We start from the raw sequence: 14,181 nt of genomic DNA, 5'->3' as shown, positions 1-14,181 counted from the left end.
GCCTCGTTTCGTTCGTCGATCCGATGGTCGAGTCTAGTGAGGGGCGGGATGTGATCCGGCTCCGCCGCGCGGTGCGGGGACGGGCAGGGCCCCGATCCGTGTGGATCGGGGCCCTGTGGTGTCGGTGTGCGGGTCAGGCGTACTTGGCCTTGTACTCGCGGCGACGACGGTGCAGGATCGGCTCGGTGTAGCCGCTGGGCTGCGTGGTGCCTTCGAGGATGAGTTCCTTGGCGGCCTGGAAGGCGATGCTGTCGTCGAAGTTCGGGGCGAGCGGCCGGTAGCCGGGGTCGCCTTCGTTTTGCCGGTCGACGACGGGGGCCATGCGCTCGAGGGAGGCGACGACGTCGTCGGCGGTGACGACGTCGTGGCGGATCCAGTTGGCGAGGAGCTGGCTGGAGATGCGCAGGGTGGCGCGGTCCTCCATGAGCGCGACGTCGTGGATGTCGGGGACCTTGGAGCAGCCGACGCCCTGGTCGATCCAGCGCACGACGTAGCCGAGGATGGACTGGCAGTTGTTGTCGAGTTCTTCGCGCTTCTCCTCGGCGGACCAGTTGGAGTTCTCGGCGAGGGGAATGGTGAGGATGTCGTCCACGGTGGCGCGGCTCTTGCCCTGGAGCTCGTTCTGGACCGCGAAGACGTCGACCTCGTGGTAGTGGGTGGCGTGCAGGGTGGCTCCGGTGGGTGAGGGCACCCAGGCGGTGTTGGCGCCGGCCTTGGGCTGGCCGATCTTCTGCTCGACCATGTCGCGCATGAGGTCGGTCATGGCCCACATGCCCTTGCCGATCTGGGCCTTGCCCTGCAGGCCGCAGGCGAGGCCGGTGTCGACGTTCCAGTCCTCGTAGGCGGCGATCCAGCGCTGCTGCTTCATGGCGGCCTTGCGGACGACGGGTCCGGCCTCCATGGAGGTGTGGATCTCGTCGCCGGTGCGGTCGAGGAAGCCGGTGTTGATGAACACCACGCGGTCGGAGGCGGCCTTGATGCAGGCGGCGAGGTTGACGGTGGTGCGTCGCTCCTCGTCCATGATGCCGACCTTGAGGGTGTTGGTGGGCAGGGAGAGGACCTCTTCGACGCGGCCGAACAGTTCGGTGGTGAAGGCGGATTCCTCGGGGCCGTGCTGCTTGGGCTTGACGATGTAGATCGAGCCGGTGCGGCTGTTGGCGAGCGGGCCGTGGTCCTCGTCGATGTGCAGACCGTGGATGGCGCACAGGCTGGTGATGAGCGCGTCGAGGATGCCTTCGGGGACCTCGTTGCCGTCGCGGTCGAGGATGGCGGGGTTGGTCATGAGGTGCCCGACGTTGCGGACGAACAGCAGGGAGCGGCCGTGCAGTTCGAGGTCGCTGCCGTCGAGGGCGGTGTAGACGCGGTTCGGGTTCAGCTTACGGGTGAGGGTCTTGCCGCCCTTGTCGAAGGACTCGGACAGGTCGCCGCGGTTGAGGCCGAGCCAGTTGCGGTAGCCGACGACCTTGTCGTCGGCGTCGACGGCGGCGACGGAGTCCTCGAAGTCCATGATGGTGGTGACGGCGGATTCGAGGACGACGTCCTTGACGCCGGCGGCGTCGGTGCTGCCGATGGGGGATTCGGGGTCGATCTGGATCTCGATGTGCAGACCGTGGTTGCGCAGCAGCACCGAGGAGGGGGTGGCCTTGTCGCCGAGGTAGCCGACGAGCTTGTCGGGCTGGGCGAGTCCGGTGACGGTGCCGCCCTCGAGGGTGACTTTCAGTTCGGTGCCGTCGATGCTGTAGCCGGTGGAGTCGGCGTGCGAGCCTTGCGCGAGGGGTGCGGCCTTGTCGAGGAAGTCGCGGGCCCAGGCGATGACCTTGTCGCCGCGGACCTTGTTGTAGCCGGTGCCCTTCTCGGCGCCGCCCTCTTCGGGGATGACGTCGGTGCCGTAGAGCGCGTCGTAGAGCGATCCCCACCGCGCGTTGGAAGCGTTGAGCGCGAAGCGGGCGTTGAGGACGGGCACGACGAGCTGCGGACCGGCGGTCTCGGCGATCTCGGTGTCGACGTTCTCGGTGCCGATGGTGAACGGTTCGGGGGTGGGGACGAGGTAGCCGATCTCTTCGAGGAAGGCCTTGTAGGCGACGGGGTCGTGGGGCTGTCCGGCGCGGTCGCGGTGCCAGCCGTCGATCTTGGCCTGGAGGTCGTCACGCTTGGCGAGCAGTGCCCGGTTCTTGGGGGCGAGGTCGTGGACGATCTTGTCGGTACCCGCCCAGAAGGTGTCCGCGTCGACCCCGCTGCCGGGGATGGCCTCGTTGTTGATGAAGTCGTAGAGAACCTGCGCGATCTGGAGTCCGCCGACCTGCACGCGTTCTGTCATCACCCTCACTCTTTCCGGTTGCTGTGCGGCCGGAAACGTCCCGGCCACACGGAATCGTCGATTATGTTACCCGCCGGTAGTAACGGACGCAGTGGTTCTGTGCGTCTGCAGGACGGTACATCGATTCACCAGCTCTTCTCTCAGAGCTGCGGCGCGACGGGTGAGCGCCGACTGCTCGCGGACGTACTGTGCGCGTCCTGCGGCAGTCTCGATCCTGATGGGCGAGTAGCCGTAGTCCTCGAGATCATACGGGCTCGCCCGCATGTCCAATTCACGGGCTGCGGACGCGTGTCGCAGGCACCGCACCGTCAGCTCCGAATCCGTCAGGGGCAGCAGCTTGTACGCCCACTTGTACAGATCCATGCCGGCGTGCAGACAGCCGGGTTGCTCGGTGCGTACCTGCTGGTCGCGGGTCAGTTCGGTGGCGTTGCGTGGGACGGCGTCGGGGGTGAAGAACCGGAACGCATCGTAATGGGTACATCGGAGCTGCATTGATTCCACCACTGTGTCGGTTCCGGTGTGGCCGAGCCGCAACGGCACCGACGAGTGCCGCACCCCGTCGGCTCCCGCCCGGTACACCATCGCCCATTCGTGCAATCCGAAGCAGCCGAGCTGCGGCGGCCGGGAGGAGGTCGCGGTGAGCAGCCCCGCGACGAAGCCGACGGTGTCGGCGCGTCGGTCGAGCACCTCCCGGCTCACCCGCACCCCCGGCTGCCCGTCGACGGTGGCCCGTTCGTAGCCGGGATGGTCGCGGTAGCCGCGCACCGCGGCCGCGCCGAGCAGCACGGTGCCGTAGCCGGGATGCCAGCGCCGCAGCTGACTCGGCCGCAGGCTGTAGTAGGTGAACAGGAAGTCGTGCACGGGATGGGTGCGGCCGGCGGCGCGTCGTTCGAGATGCCCGGCGAGCAGCTCGTCCACGGCGGCGTGATGGGCGTCGCGCCGCGCGGTCCACTCGTTCTCGGTGAGGATCGCCGGGCGGTCGGTCACGGACAGGGAGCGGGTCATGGTTCTCGTTCGGTCGATCGGGGTGCGGTGGTGCGGGGGCGGTTGCCCAGCGGATCCGCGACCCGGTGGGTGGCGTCGCGGACCGTTCCGACGAACTCTTCCACGAGGTCCTCGAGCGCGACGATGCCCCGCAGTGCTCCGGTGGTGTCGGTCACCCCGGCCAGATGCGCGTTGCTGCGGCGCAGCGCGGCGAGCGCCTCGTCGAGACCGTCGCCGATCCCGATGGTCGGCAGCTCCCGGATCACCGCGGCGGGGATGACGGTCTCGGGACCGGTGGATTGTTCCCGCACCAGATCGAGCACGTCCTTGATGTGCACATAGCCGGTGATCGTGCCGTCCGGACGGCGGGTGGGATATCGGGAGAAGCCGGTGGTGGTGACCGCGTGCTCGACGTCGCCGAGGGTCGGGCCCGCGCCGGTGTGCGGGACGGTGCGTACCCGAGCGAGCGGGATCATCACGTCGGCGACGGTGCGGTTGCCGGTGGCCAGGGCGCGGGTGAGGCGCTTGTGTTCCTCCTCGTCGAGCAGCCCCTCGGAGCGGGATTCGCCGATCATCTCCGTGAGCTCCACGGCGGAGACGGAGGTGTCGAGTTCGTCCTTCGGGTCGATGCGCGCCGCGCGGAGGGTGGCGTTGGCGCACAGGTTGTAGAAGGCGATGACCGGCCGGGCGGGTCGCATGAACAGCAGGTGGATCGGCACGAGCAGCATCGCGGCGCGTTCCGGGCCGGCGATGGCGATGTTCTTCGGCACCATCTCGCCGAGCAGGATGTGCAGCACCACCACGATCGTGAGCCCGATGGTGAACGCGATGGGGTGCAGCAGCGCGTCGGGCACCCCGGCCGCATGCAGCGGCACCTCGATCAGGTGCGCGATGGCCGGTTCGGCGACGCGGCCGAGCAGGATCGAGCAGATCGTGATGCCGAGCTGGGAGCCGGCGAGCATGAGCGAGAGGTGTTCGCCGGCGTGGATGACGGTGCGGGCCCGGGTCTTGCCCTGGGCGAGCAGCGTCTCGAGCCGGTCGCGGCGGACGGTGATGAGGGAGAACTCGGCGCCGACGAAGAAGGCGTTGCCGGCGAGCAGCAGAACGGCGAGGACGATTCCGAACCAGTCGCTCATCGCTGCGCACCCCCCTCGTCGGCGGCCGGGGCGTCGTCCCTGTCACCGTTGTCGCCGTCGGGGTTCTCGGGGTCGGGGGCGGCGCCGGGCACGAGCAGCACCCGGTCGATGCGGTGCCCGTCCATCTCGAGGATGCGCGCGTACCAGGTGAGGTCGCGTTCGCCGCGGCGCAGCGGCAGCTGGATCTCGTCGTCGACCTCGGGGATGCGGCCGAGTTCGGTGAGGATCAGCCCGGCGAGGGTCTCGTAGTCGCCGTCGGGGGCGCGGTAGCCGGTGAGCTGGGCGAGCTCGTCGGTGCGCAGCAGACCCGTGCACGACCAGCCCTCCCCGTCGCGGTGGGCGTCGAGTTCGGTCTCGTCGTGTTCGTCGCGGACGTCGCCGACGATCTCCTCGACGAGGTCCTCCATGGTGATCAGTCCGGCGGTGCCGCCGTATTCGTCGACGACGAGCGCGACCTGCATGCCGTCCGAGCGCACCCGTTCCATGACGGTGTCGCCGTCGAGGCTGGTCGGCACGGTGGGCACGAGGCGGGCGAGGGCGCCGACGGCGGTGGTGCCGCGCGCCGGGCCGGGCACGGTGAACGCGTGCTTGACATGCACGACGCCGAGCGGGGCGTCGAGGTCGCCGTCGACGATCGGGAAGCGGGAGTAGCCGGTGCGGGCGGACAGTTCGATGAGGTCGAGGACGGTGGCGTTGCGGTCGAGGCTCTCGACGGTGCTGCGTGGGGTCATGAGGTCCTCGGCGGTGCGGTCCCCGAACTGCAGGGATCGGTAGACCAGGCGGGCGGTGTGCTCGTCGAGGGTGCCGCTGCGGGCCGAGGCGCGCACCAGCGAACCGAGCTCCTGCGGGGAACGCGCCGAGCGCAGTTCCTCGGCCGGTTCGATGCCGAAGCGCCGCACGATGTGGTTGGCGGCGCCGTTGAGTCCGAGGATCGCCCAGCGGAACAGCAGGGAGAACGCCAGTTGGAGACCGGCGGTGGCGCGGGCGGTGCCCATGGGCCGGGCGATGGCGATGTTCTTGGGGACCAGTTCGCCGAAGACCATGGAGAAGGACGTGGCGATGAGCAGCGCGAGGACCAGCGAGGCGGTCGAGGCGACGGAGGTGCTCAATCCGATCGCGTCGAACAGGGGGGTGAAGAACTGCGCGAGGATCGGTTCGGCGAGATAGCCGGTGATCAGTGTGGTGATGGTGATGCCGAGCTGGGCGCCGGACAGCTGGAACGACAGGGTGCGGTGCGCGTGCTGGACCTGCCGGGCGCGCCGGTCGCCGTCGTGGGCGTGCGCGTCGACGGCGCTGCGTTCGAGGGCGGTCAGGGAGAACTCGGCGGCGACGAACAGGGCGGTGCCTGCGGTGAGCGCCACGAAGCCGAGGAGCGCGACGATATCGAGCAGGACGGACATCAGGGGCGGTCCTGCCGGGCGGGGTGGTGGCCGGGGTGGTGACCCGGCCCGATAGAGGATCCTTCCGGCCCGGAGTCGCACTCCGTGCAGGGGGAGGAGGTGTCGGGCGGTGGGGTGGCTGTGGGTGCCGCGGGCACCGGTGTCCTCTCGTCGGGTCCGGTCGCGGACGGTGTCTGCTTGCCGGAAGTGGTTTCGACGGGTACCGATTCTACTGAGGGTGGTTGCCGTGTGTTGCGGTGCCGGTGACGGCGTGGCGCCTACGGTGGGGATCGAGCAGGGGTCCCGGTGGAACGAAGGAGCGTGGATGAGCGGCGGCGAGGGTCCGGAACACGGTGGCGGCGAGCGGGTGCCGAGCCGGTGGGAGGAGATCGTGGCGGAGAATCCGGCGCATTCGTCGTGGTACGTCGAACGGTTCCGTGCGATGGTCGCCCGGGGGCAGGACACTGTCGGGGAGGCCCGGTTGATCGATGCGATGGTGCCGCGTGGGGCGCGGATTCTCGACGCAGGGTGCGGGCCGGGCCGGCTCGGCGGTTATCTGCATCGGGCCGGGCACAGTGTGGTCGGGGTGGATGTCGATCCGGTGCTGATCGCGGCGGCGGAGGAGGATCATCCGGGGCTGAGGTGGCTGGTGGGGGATCTGGCCGAGCTGGATCTGCCGGCCCGCGGTGTCGACGCCGATTTCGATGTGATCGTGTGCGCGGGGAATGTGATGACCTTCGTGGCGCCGTCGACCCGGGTGGCGGTGCTGCGCAATTTCGCGGCGCATCTGGCGCCGCAGGGCCGGGGGGTGATCGGTTTCGGGGCGGGCCGTGAGTATCCGTTCGAGGAGTTCTTCGCCGATGCGCAGCAGGCGGGTCTGGCGGTGCAGGTGCGGTTGTCGACCTGGGATCTGCGGCCGTTCAGCGATGACGCGGAGTTTCTGGTGGCGGTGCTGGGGCGGGCGTAGCCGCGGCGTCGGCGGGGGTGTCGGCGGCCTGGGCGCGGGAGAGCGCCACGGTGGTCACGAGCATCACGACGACGGCGGCGCTGACGAGGATCCGTCCGGGGCCGTCGGTGCGCAGGTGTTCGCCGAGCACGGTCATGCCGAGCACGATCGCGGCGAGCGGTTCGCCGACGGTCAGGGCGGGCAGCGATGCGGTGAGCGATCCGGCCTGGAAGGCGCGTTGCTGCAGGTAGATCGCGGTGGCGCCGGCGGCGACGAGTGTCCAGGTCTGCCACGAGCCGAGCAGTTGCGGGATGCCGTGTTCGGCGAGGTCGGTGACGTGTTTGGTGAACGCGCTGGTCACGCCGTAGAGGACGCCGGCGGCGATCCCGAACGACAGTGCCCGCCGTCGCGGGGAGAGCAGGGCGACGACGACTGCGGCGGCGGTGACGGCGAGCACCGTTCCGAGCGGCAGCGCCCAGCGGGCGGCGGCGGCATCTCCGGTGCCTTCGCTGGGGTTGCCGGCGAGCAGGAAGATCGCCAGCGCCGCGCACAGTGCGCCGGCGAGTAGCCAGGTGGTGCGGGTGACGCGGCGGCCGGTGGTGGCGGCGGCGAGCGGCAACGCGAACAGCAGTGACGCGACGAGCAGGGGCTGGACGAGCAGCACCGATCCGAAGACGAGCGCGATGACCTGCAGTACGTAGCTGCCGCCGTCGCCGAGGATGCCCGCCCACCAGCGGGGGCTGCGCAGCAGCGAGCCGACGAAGGAGTCGGTGTCGGGCACGGCAGCGGCCGAGGTCTGTTGCGCGACACTGCCGACCGCGATGAGCGCGGCGGCGGCGAGTGCGCACAGGACGGCGACTGCCGTGCCCGTCATCGGGTCAGGCCTGCACTTCGGAGCGGTCCCCGCTCCACAGGGTGTGGAACTTGCCGGGCTTGTCGGTGCGCTCGTAGGTGTGGGCACCGAAGAAGTCGCGCTGGCCCTGGGTGAGGGCGGCGGGCAGCCGGTCGGCGCGCAGCCCGTCGTAGTAGGACAGCGACGACGCGAAGGCCGGGACGGGGATGCCGAGTTGGGTGGCGGTGACCACGACGCGCCGCCAGCTGTCGATGCCGATCTCGATGGCGTCGCGGAAGTACGGTGCGAGGATCAGGCTGGGCAGGGCCGGGTCGGCGTCGTAGGCCTCTTTGATGCGGTTGAGGAACTGGGCGCGGATGATGCAGCCGCCGCGCCAGATCGTTGCGAGCGCGGCGCGGTCGACGTTCCAGCCGTATTCGGCGCTGCCGGCGGCGATCTGGTCGAAGCCCTGCGCGTAGGCGACGATCTTCGACGCGTACAGGGCGGCGCGGATGTCCTCGGTGAACTGCGCGGCGTCGGTGGGGGCGGCGCCGAGGTTGCCGGCGGCAAGGCCGCGGGCGGCGGCGCGCTGGTCGCGGGAGCCGGACAGGGCGCGGGCGAAGACGGCTTCGGCGATGCCGGTGACGGGGACGCCGAGGTCGAGGGCGGCCTTGACGGTCCAGCGGCCGGTGCCCTTCTGTTCGGCGGCGTCGACGATGACGTCGACGAGGGGTTTGCCGGTGGCGGCGTCGGTCTGGCGCAGCACCTCGGCGGTGATCTCGATGAGGTAGGACTCGAGGGTGCCGGTGTTCCAGTCGGCGAAGACGTCGGCGATCTGCCCGGCGTCGTAGCCGAGGGCGTCGCGCAGCAGGTGGTAGGCCTCGCCGATGAGCTGCATGTCGGCGTATTCGATGCCGTTGTGCACCATCTTCACGAAGTGGCCGGCGCCGTCGGGGCCGATGTGGGTGCAGCAGGGGGTGCCGTCGACCTGGGCCGCGATGGTTTCGAGCAGCGGGCCGAGCGCCTCGTACGATTCGGCGGGGCCGCCGGGCATGATGGACGGGCCGTTGAGGGCGCCTTCCTCGCCGCCGGAGATGCCGGCGCCGACGAAGTGCAGGCCGCGGGCGCGCAGGGCGGCTTCGCGGCGGATGGTGTCGGTGTAGAGGGCGTTGCCGCCGTCGATGATGATGTCGCCGGGTTCCATCGCGTCGGCGAGCTCGTTGATGACCGCGTCGGTGGCGTCGCCTGCCTTGACCATGATCAGGACGCGGCGCGGCTTTTCGAGGGCGGCGACGAATTCGTCGATGGTTTCGGTGCGGACGAAGGTGCCGTCGCTGCCGTGCTCGGCGAGCAGCGCGTCGGTCTTGGCGATGCTGCGGTTGTGGAGGGCGACGGTGTAGCCGTGGCGGGCGAAGTTGCGGGCGATGTTCGAGCCCATCACGGCCAGTCCGGTCACGCCGATCTGGGCTTGCGGTGTTTCGGTGCGTTCGACGGTCATGGTCTACAGCTTCCCCCGAAACGGGGGCCGATCGAAATCGGGGCGGGCCGAACGGTGCGGCGTGTCGCGGCTCAGAGGCCGAGCAGCAGGGACAGTTCGGTGAGCCAGGGCACCGCCACGGCGATGGTGGGTACGACGAGGATGGCGGCGGCGGCGGTGTAGGCGGCGGCGGAAATGCCGAGGTTGGGCCCCGGTCCGGTGAGGCGCTGCACGCGCAGCACGGTGCTCGGTCCGCCGACGGCGAGGGCGCCGGTGGGGGTGTGGGCGCCGGCGCAGGCGACGAGGGCGCGGGCCAGCGGTGCGGGGCCGGTCTTGCGGACGGCGGAGTCGTCGGCGAGCAGCTCGACGAGCAGTTTGACCGAGCCGAGCGCCGAGCCGGAGCGCACGACGCGGGGGAACGCTTCGTAGACGGCGGTGAACGCCTCGAGGATGAGGTCGTGGCGGGCGCGCAGGTGGGAGTGTTCGTGGCGCAGGATCGCGCGTAGTTCGTCGTCGCCGAGGTTGTCGAGGGTGCCTTCGCTGAGCACCACCCGGTGCCGCAGCCCGGGCAGGCAGTAGGCGATGGGGTCGGCGGTGTCGAGGATCCGCACGTGCGGGTGGTGGCGGACGGCGGCGCCGCTCTCGCGGCGGTCGAGCAGGTCGACGAGCATGCGGTGGCGGGAGCGGCGGCGGCGGGTGCGTACCGCGACGCGCAGCATGGAGAAGGTCAGGCGGGCACCGATGAACACGGTCAGGGCGAAGACGATGACGTAGGTCAGCCACAGGGGCAGACCGAGGGCGTCGATCTCTTCGAGGGGCCCGGTGGTGGGTCGGCCGTCGGCGCCGGGTGCGAGGAGGCGGGCGGCGATGGCCAGGCCGCAGGAGAACGCGGAGAGCACCGCCGCCAGGGCCACGGACTGCCACAGCACGAGGGCGGCCCGGGGGTTGCGGTGCGGCCAGGTGGCGCGGGCGAGCAGCCCCGGCACCGGACCGGCGAGGAGAAGCGCTGTGGTTCCGAAGAACAGCGCCGTGGTCGCGTTCATGACATCGAGTGTGTCAGCCGGCCCGCTCGGTGTCGTGGCCGGTGCTGTCGTCGCCGTGTTGCGCTTCGAGTTTCGCCAGCGCCGCGCGCAGGGCGGCGGCTTCGTCGGCGCCGACGCGGCCGACGAAGTGGACGAGGGCGGCGGCGCGGCCGGCGGTCTCGTCGGCTTGGTCGAGGGCGTCGACCATGAGGCTGGCGACGAGTTCGTCGCGGCCGTGCACCGGCAGGTAGCGGTGGGCGCGGTCGTCGCGTTGCTGGATGACGAGGTTCTTCTTGGCGAGGCGCTGCAGGACCGTCATGACGGTGGTGTACGCGAGGTTGCGTCGAGCCGAGAGGGCTTCGTGGACCTGCCGGACGGTCTGTGGTTCGGGGGTGGACCACAGGTGGTCCATCACTGCGCGTTCGAGTTCGCCGAGTGCTGCCATGGGTCGATTCTACGGATTTCTCCGACGAATGTGCGTACTACCCCTAGTCGTAGGTTCTGACCTGCGGTGGGACCATCGTCACCTCCGGTGGGGACCTCCGGCGGCGCCGTAGACGTGGCGGGTGCCGATGGGCACGATCAGCGGCCGGTCGGACACCGGATCGTCGATGACCGAGGCGTCGAGGTCGAACACCTCGCGCAGCAGTTCCACGGAGATCACCTCCGAGGGCACCCCGGAGGCGACGACGCGGCCGTCTTTCATCACCACGAGGTGGTCGCTGTAGCGCACGGCGAGGTTCAGGTCGTGCAGCACCATCACCACGGTGCGACCGAGTTCGCTGTGCAGCCGGTCGACGAGGTCGAGGACCTCCACCGAGTGCGCCAGGTCGAGATAGGTGGTCGGTTCGTCGAGCAGCAGGATGTCGGTGCCCTGTGCGAGCGCCATGGAGATCCAGGCGCGTTGCCGTTGCCCGCCGGACAGTTCGTCGATGGGCCGGTCGGCGAGGTCGGCGATGCCGGTACGTTCGAGGGCGATGGCGACCTCGTCCTCGTCGTCGGAGGACCACTGCCGGAACCACGACTGGTGCGGGTGCCGGCCGCGGGAGACCAGATCGGCGACGGTGAGCCCTTCGGGCGCGACGGGGGCCTGCGGCAGCATGCCGAGCACCCGGGCGACCTCGCGGGTGCGCATGGTGGTGATGTCGTGCCCGTCGAGCAGCACGGTGCCGGTGCGGGGCTTGAGCAGCCGGCTCAGCGCGCGCAGCAGGGTGGATTTGCCGCAGCCGTTGGGGCCGATGACGGTGGTGACGACCCCGGTGGGGATGGACAGGTCCAGGTCGTCGACGATGAGCCGTTCGCCGTAGCCGAGGCTGATGTGCTCGGCGACCAGTCGCGGCGCCGCGTGCTCGATCGGGCCGGGGGCCGGGACGGCAGGCAGATGGGTGTCGGTCATCGGGAGACCTTTCGGTTGGAACGCACCAGCAGGTACAGCAGGAAGGGGCCGCCGAGTGCGGAGGTGACCAGGCCGACGGGCAGCGGCACCGGCAGGATGGTGCGGGCGATGAGGTCGGCGGCGACGACGAACAGCGCCCCGGTCAGGGCGGAGGCGATGATCGGGCTGCCCGCCGAGCCGACGAGGCGCAGGGCGATCTGCGGGGCGGCGAGGGCGACGAAGCCGATGGGGCCGGCGGCGGCGGTGGCGACGGCGGCGAGCGCGCACGCCGCGACGAGCAGCAGCGCCTGCTGGGTCTGCAGCTTCACGCCGAGGGAGCGGGCGGTGTCGTCGCCGAGGCGCAGCGCCCCGACGGTGAAGGAGGCGGTCGCGGCCCAGCCGCCGACGAGCAGCAGCGCGATCGCGGCGGGCACCACCTGACTCCAGGAGACACCGTTGAGCGAGCCGGTCAGCCACACCTGGGCGCGGCTGACGTCGTTGATGTCGGCGGAGACGAGCATCCACTGGGTCAGGGCGATGAGCATGGCGTTGATACCGATGCCGATGAGCACGAGCCGGAAGCCGTCGGCGCCGCGCCGCCAGGCCAGCAGATAGATGACCGTGGCGGTGAGCAGCGCGCCGAGCAGCGCCGACATCGGCAATCCGAGGGTGGCGAGCAGTCCGACGATGGAACCGCCGCTGGTGACGACGATCAGGGCCACGGCGGCAGCGGAGGCGCCGGCGGTGATGCCGAGGATGTCGGGGCTGGCCAGGGCGTTGCGGGACACCGATTGGGTGATGGCGCCGGAGACCGCGAGGGCGGCGCCGACGACCACGGCGGCGATCCCGCGCGGGAGGCGCAGGTCGAAGACGATGAACCGGTCGAGGCGTTCCCCGCCGCCGAGGAGCACCTCGACGACCTGCAGGGGGCTGAGCGGGTAGTCGCCGCGGCCGAGGGAGATCGACAGCAGCACCGCGGTGGCGACGACGATCAGCGCGCACACGATGACCATGCGGGCACGCCAGACGACGGAGACGGAGCCGAGCCGGAAGGCGGGCCGGCCCGGGACGCGGGTGGAGACCTGCGCGGGTGAGCGGCGCTTGTCCGTCGTCGGCTCGTTCGTGTCGAGGGACGGGGTGGGGGTGTCGTTCACAAGGCCACCAGCTTCCGGCGACGGACGAGGGCGATGAAGAAGGGGGCGCCGATGAGGGCGAGCACGATGCCGACCTGCAGTTCGCCGGGGCGCACCACGATGCGGCCGACGACGTCGGCGAGGACGAGCAGTGCCCCGCCGAGCAGCCCGGCATAGGGCACGAGCCAGCGGTAGTCGGGGCCGGTGACCGCGCGGGCGATGTGCGGGACGATCAATCCGACGAAGGCGATGGGTCCGCAGGCGGCGGTGGCGGCGCCGGTGAGCACGGTGATCGCGGCGATGCCGATCACCCGGGTGGTGACGACGTTGGTGCCGAGCGAGCGGGCGACGTCCTCGCCGAGGCTGAGCAGGTTCAGGGCCGGGGTGGAGGCGAGCGCGATGAGCAGTCCGACGACGATGAACGGCAACACCTGCCAGAAGACGTCCATGCCGCGGCCGGCGACGGAGCCGACCACCCAGAAGCGGTAGCCGTCGAGGCTGGTCTGGTCGAGCAGCACGATGGTCTGGATCATCGCCTGCAGGAAGAACGCCACCGCCGCGCCCGCCAACGCGAGACTGAGCGGACTCGAGCCGCCGTTGCCGATGGACGCGAATCCGAACACCACGATGCTGGCGAGCGCGGACCCGGCGAAGGCGAACCACAGATACTGCCCCGGGGTGGAGAGCCCGAACAGGTAGATCGACAGCACCACCAGGAAGGCGGCGCCGGCGTTGATGCCGAGCAGACCGGCGTCGGCGAGCGGGTTGCGGGTGTGCCCCTGGATCAGTGCGCCGGCGACGCCGAGCGCGGTGCCGACCAGCAGCGCGAGCAGGGTGCGGGGGATGCGCAGCGAATGCACGATCACGTCGGTTTCGGAGCCGTCGTTGACGACGAGGGCGTGGAAGACCTCCGCGAAGGTCATCGGGCGGGCGCCGACGGCGATGCTGGCGAGCGCGCCGAGCACCAGCAGTACGAGCAGCGCGGCCAGGCCGAGCAGGCGCCGGCGGCGCAGGGCGGCGACGTTGCCGTCGGTGGGGCGCGGGGTGAACTCGTGGTGGCGGGCGTGGCGTTCGGTGACGATCTCGGTGCCGCGGCGCAGCAGGGCACGGCGGGTGCCGGCCGGTCCGGTGGTGGCGCGGTCGCGCAGCACGAGCCCGGTCCACTGCAGGCCCAGACTTTGGCCGGTGCGGCCGGCGCGGTAGCCGTGGTTCCACCACAGCAGTCCGGCGGCGGCGGCCAGGGCGGCGCCGCCGAAGACGATGCGGTCGGTCTGGCCGCCGCCGTTGGCGTCGGCGAGGGTGTCGACGACGAGGGCGCCGATGAGCAGGGGGATGGCGAGGAGCGCGAGGTCGCACAGGACGGCGGCGATCCGGCGTCCCGGGCGGGGCGGGGCGGTCGGGTCGGCGTCCGGTGGGGCGTGGGGGGTGACGGTCACGGGCGCGGGGTGCTCCTCGGGAAGGCGGTGGTGCGGTTCGGGTCGTCGCGGATCGTGGGGAACGCGAAGGCCTTCGGAGTTAGGTTACGGAATCCTATGTGCCGACGGGAGTAGGGGATGGGGTTGCGCACACCACCCCCGGAT

12 protein-coding genes are annotated in these 14,181 nt (G+C 70.7%); 1 reads left to right on the top strand and 11 read right to left on the bottom strand.

Going from position 1 to position 14,181, the window contains the following annotated elements; genetic code table 11:
• Nucleotides 1–133: 133 nt before the first annotated feature.
• The 4 genes from BO226_RS09400 to BO226_RS09385 form a co-directional block, all read right to left on the bottom strand.
• Complete coding sequence (locus BO226_RS09400; protein ID WP_064852428.1) at nucleotides 134–2,317, bottom strand: malate synthase G; 2,184 nt, start codon at nucleotides 2,315–2,317, stop codon at nucleotides 134–136.
• A gap of 66 nt (nucleotides 2,318–2,383) precedes the next feature.
• Nucleotides 2,384–3,322, bottom strand: coding sequence for a 3-methyladenine DNA glycosylase (locus tag BO226_RS09395; protein ID WP_071935083.1), 939 nt, complete (start codon nucleotides 3,320–3,322; stop codon nucleotides 2,384–2,386).
• Nucleotides 3,319–4,437, bottom strand: coding sequence for a hemolysin family protein (locus tag BO226_RS09390; protein ID WP_006552756.1), 1,119 nt, complete (start codon nucleotides 4,435–4,437; stop codon nucleotides 3,319–3,321). The genes BO226_RS09395 and BO226_RS09390 overlap by 4 nt, the downstream gene beginning before the upstream one ends.
• Nucleotides 4,434–5,837: a hemolysin family protein gene (locus BO226_RS09385; RefSeq protein WP_019289600.1), complete on the bottom strand. Its 1,404-nt coding sequence runs from the start codon at nucleotides 5,835–5,837 to the stop codon at nucleotides 4,434–4,436. The genes BO226_RS09390 and BO226_RS09385 overlap by 4 nt, the downstream gene beginning before the upstream one ends.
• Before the next feature lie 304 nt (nucleotides 5,838–6,141).
• Between BO226_RS09385 and BO226_RS09380 the strand changes: the two genes are divergently transcribed.
• A complete protein-coding gene (locus BO226_RS09380) occupies nucleotides 6,142–6,783 on the top strand; it encodes a class I SAM-dependent methyltransferase (protein ID WP_071935082.1) in 642 nt (213 codons plus the stop codon).
• Here BO226_RS09380 and BO226_RS09375 read toward each other — a convergent pair.
• From BO226_RS09375 to BO226_RS09345, 7 genes are all read right to left on the bottom strand, one after another.
• Nucleotides 6,737–7,636, bottom strand: a complete 900-nt coding sequence (locus BO226_RS09375) for a DMT family transporter (RefSeq protein WP_024101095.1) — start codon at nucleotides 7,634–7,636, stop codon at nucleotides 6,737–6,739. The genes BO226_RS09380 and BO226_RS09375 overlap by 47 nt on opposite strands.
• Before the next feature lie 4 nt (nucleotides 7,637–7,640).
• Nucleotides 7,641–9,092 (bottom strand): NADP-dependent phosphogluconate dehydrogenase, encoded by a 1,452-nt coding sequence (gene gndA / locus BO226_RS09370; protein ID WP_006552760.1) that lies wholly within the window; start codon nucleotides 9,090–9,092, stop codon nucleotides 7,641–7,643.
• A gap of 71 nt (nucleotides 9,093–9,163) precedes the next feature.
• A complete protein-coding gene (locus BO226_RS09365; protein WP_006552761.1) occupies nucleotides 9,164–10,114 on the bottom strand; it encodes a M56 family metallopeptidase in 951 nt (316 codons plus the stop codon).
• A gap of 13 nt (nucleotides 10,115–10,127) precedes the next feature.
• Complete coding sequence (locus BO226_RS09360; RefSeq protein WP_006552762.1) at nucleotides 10,128–10,538, bottom strand: BlaI/MecI/CopY family transcriptional regulator; 411 nt, start codon at nucleotides 10,536–10,538, stop codon at nucleotides 10,128–10,130.
• A 78-nt stretch (nucleotides 10,539–10,616) separates the two neighbouring features.
• Complete coding sequence (locus BO226_RS09355) at nucleotides 10,617–11,489, bottom strand: ABC transporter ATP-binding protein (protein ID WP_006552763.1); 873 nt, start codon at nucleotides 11,487–11,489, stop codon at nucleotides 10,617–10,619.
• The gene (locus BO226_RS09350) at nucleotides 11,486–12,622 is read right to left on the bottom strand and encodes a FecCD family ABC transporter permease (protein WP_019289597.1); all 1,137 of its coding nucleotides are present in this window, start codon (nucleotides 12,620–12,622) and stop codon (nucleotides 11,486–11,488) included. Before BO226_RS09350 ends, BO226_RS09355 begins: the two co-directional genes overlap by 4 nt.
• Complete coding sequence (locus BO226_RS09345) at nucleotides 12,619–14,037, bottom strand: FecCD family ABC transporter permease (RefSeq protein ID WP_071935081.1); 1,419 nt, start codon at nucleotides 14,035–14,037, stop codon at nucleotides 12,619–12,621. Before BO226_RS09345 ends, BO226_RS09350 begins: the two co-directional genes overlap by 4 nt.
• Between the last annotated feature and the right edge of the window lie 144 nt (nucleotides 14,038–14,181).

Origin of the sequence: Rhodococcus sp. 2G, assembly GCF_001886355.1 — a bacterium.
Classification (GTDB): Bacteria; Actinomycetota; Actinomycetes; order Mycobacteriales; family Mycobacteriaceae; genus Rhodococcus; species Rhodococcus pyridinivorans.
The sequence above is the reverse complement of the archived record's forward strand: the minus strand, read 5'-3'. Positions and strand labels throughout refer to the sequence as shown.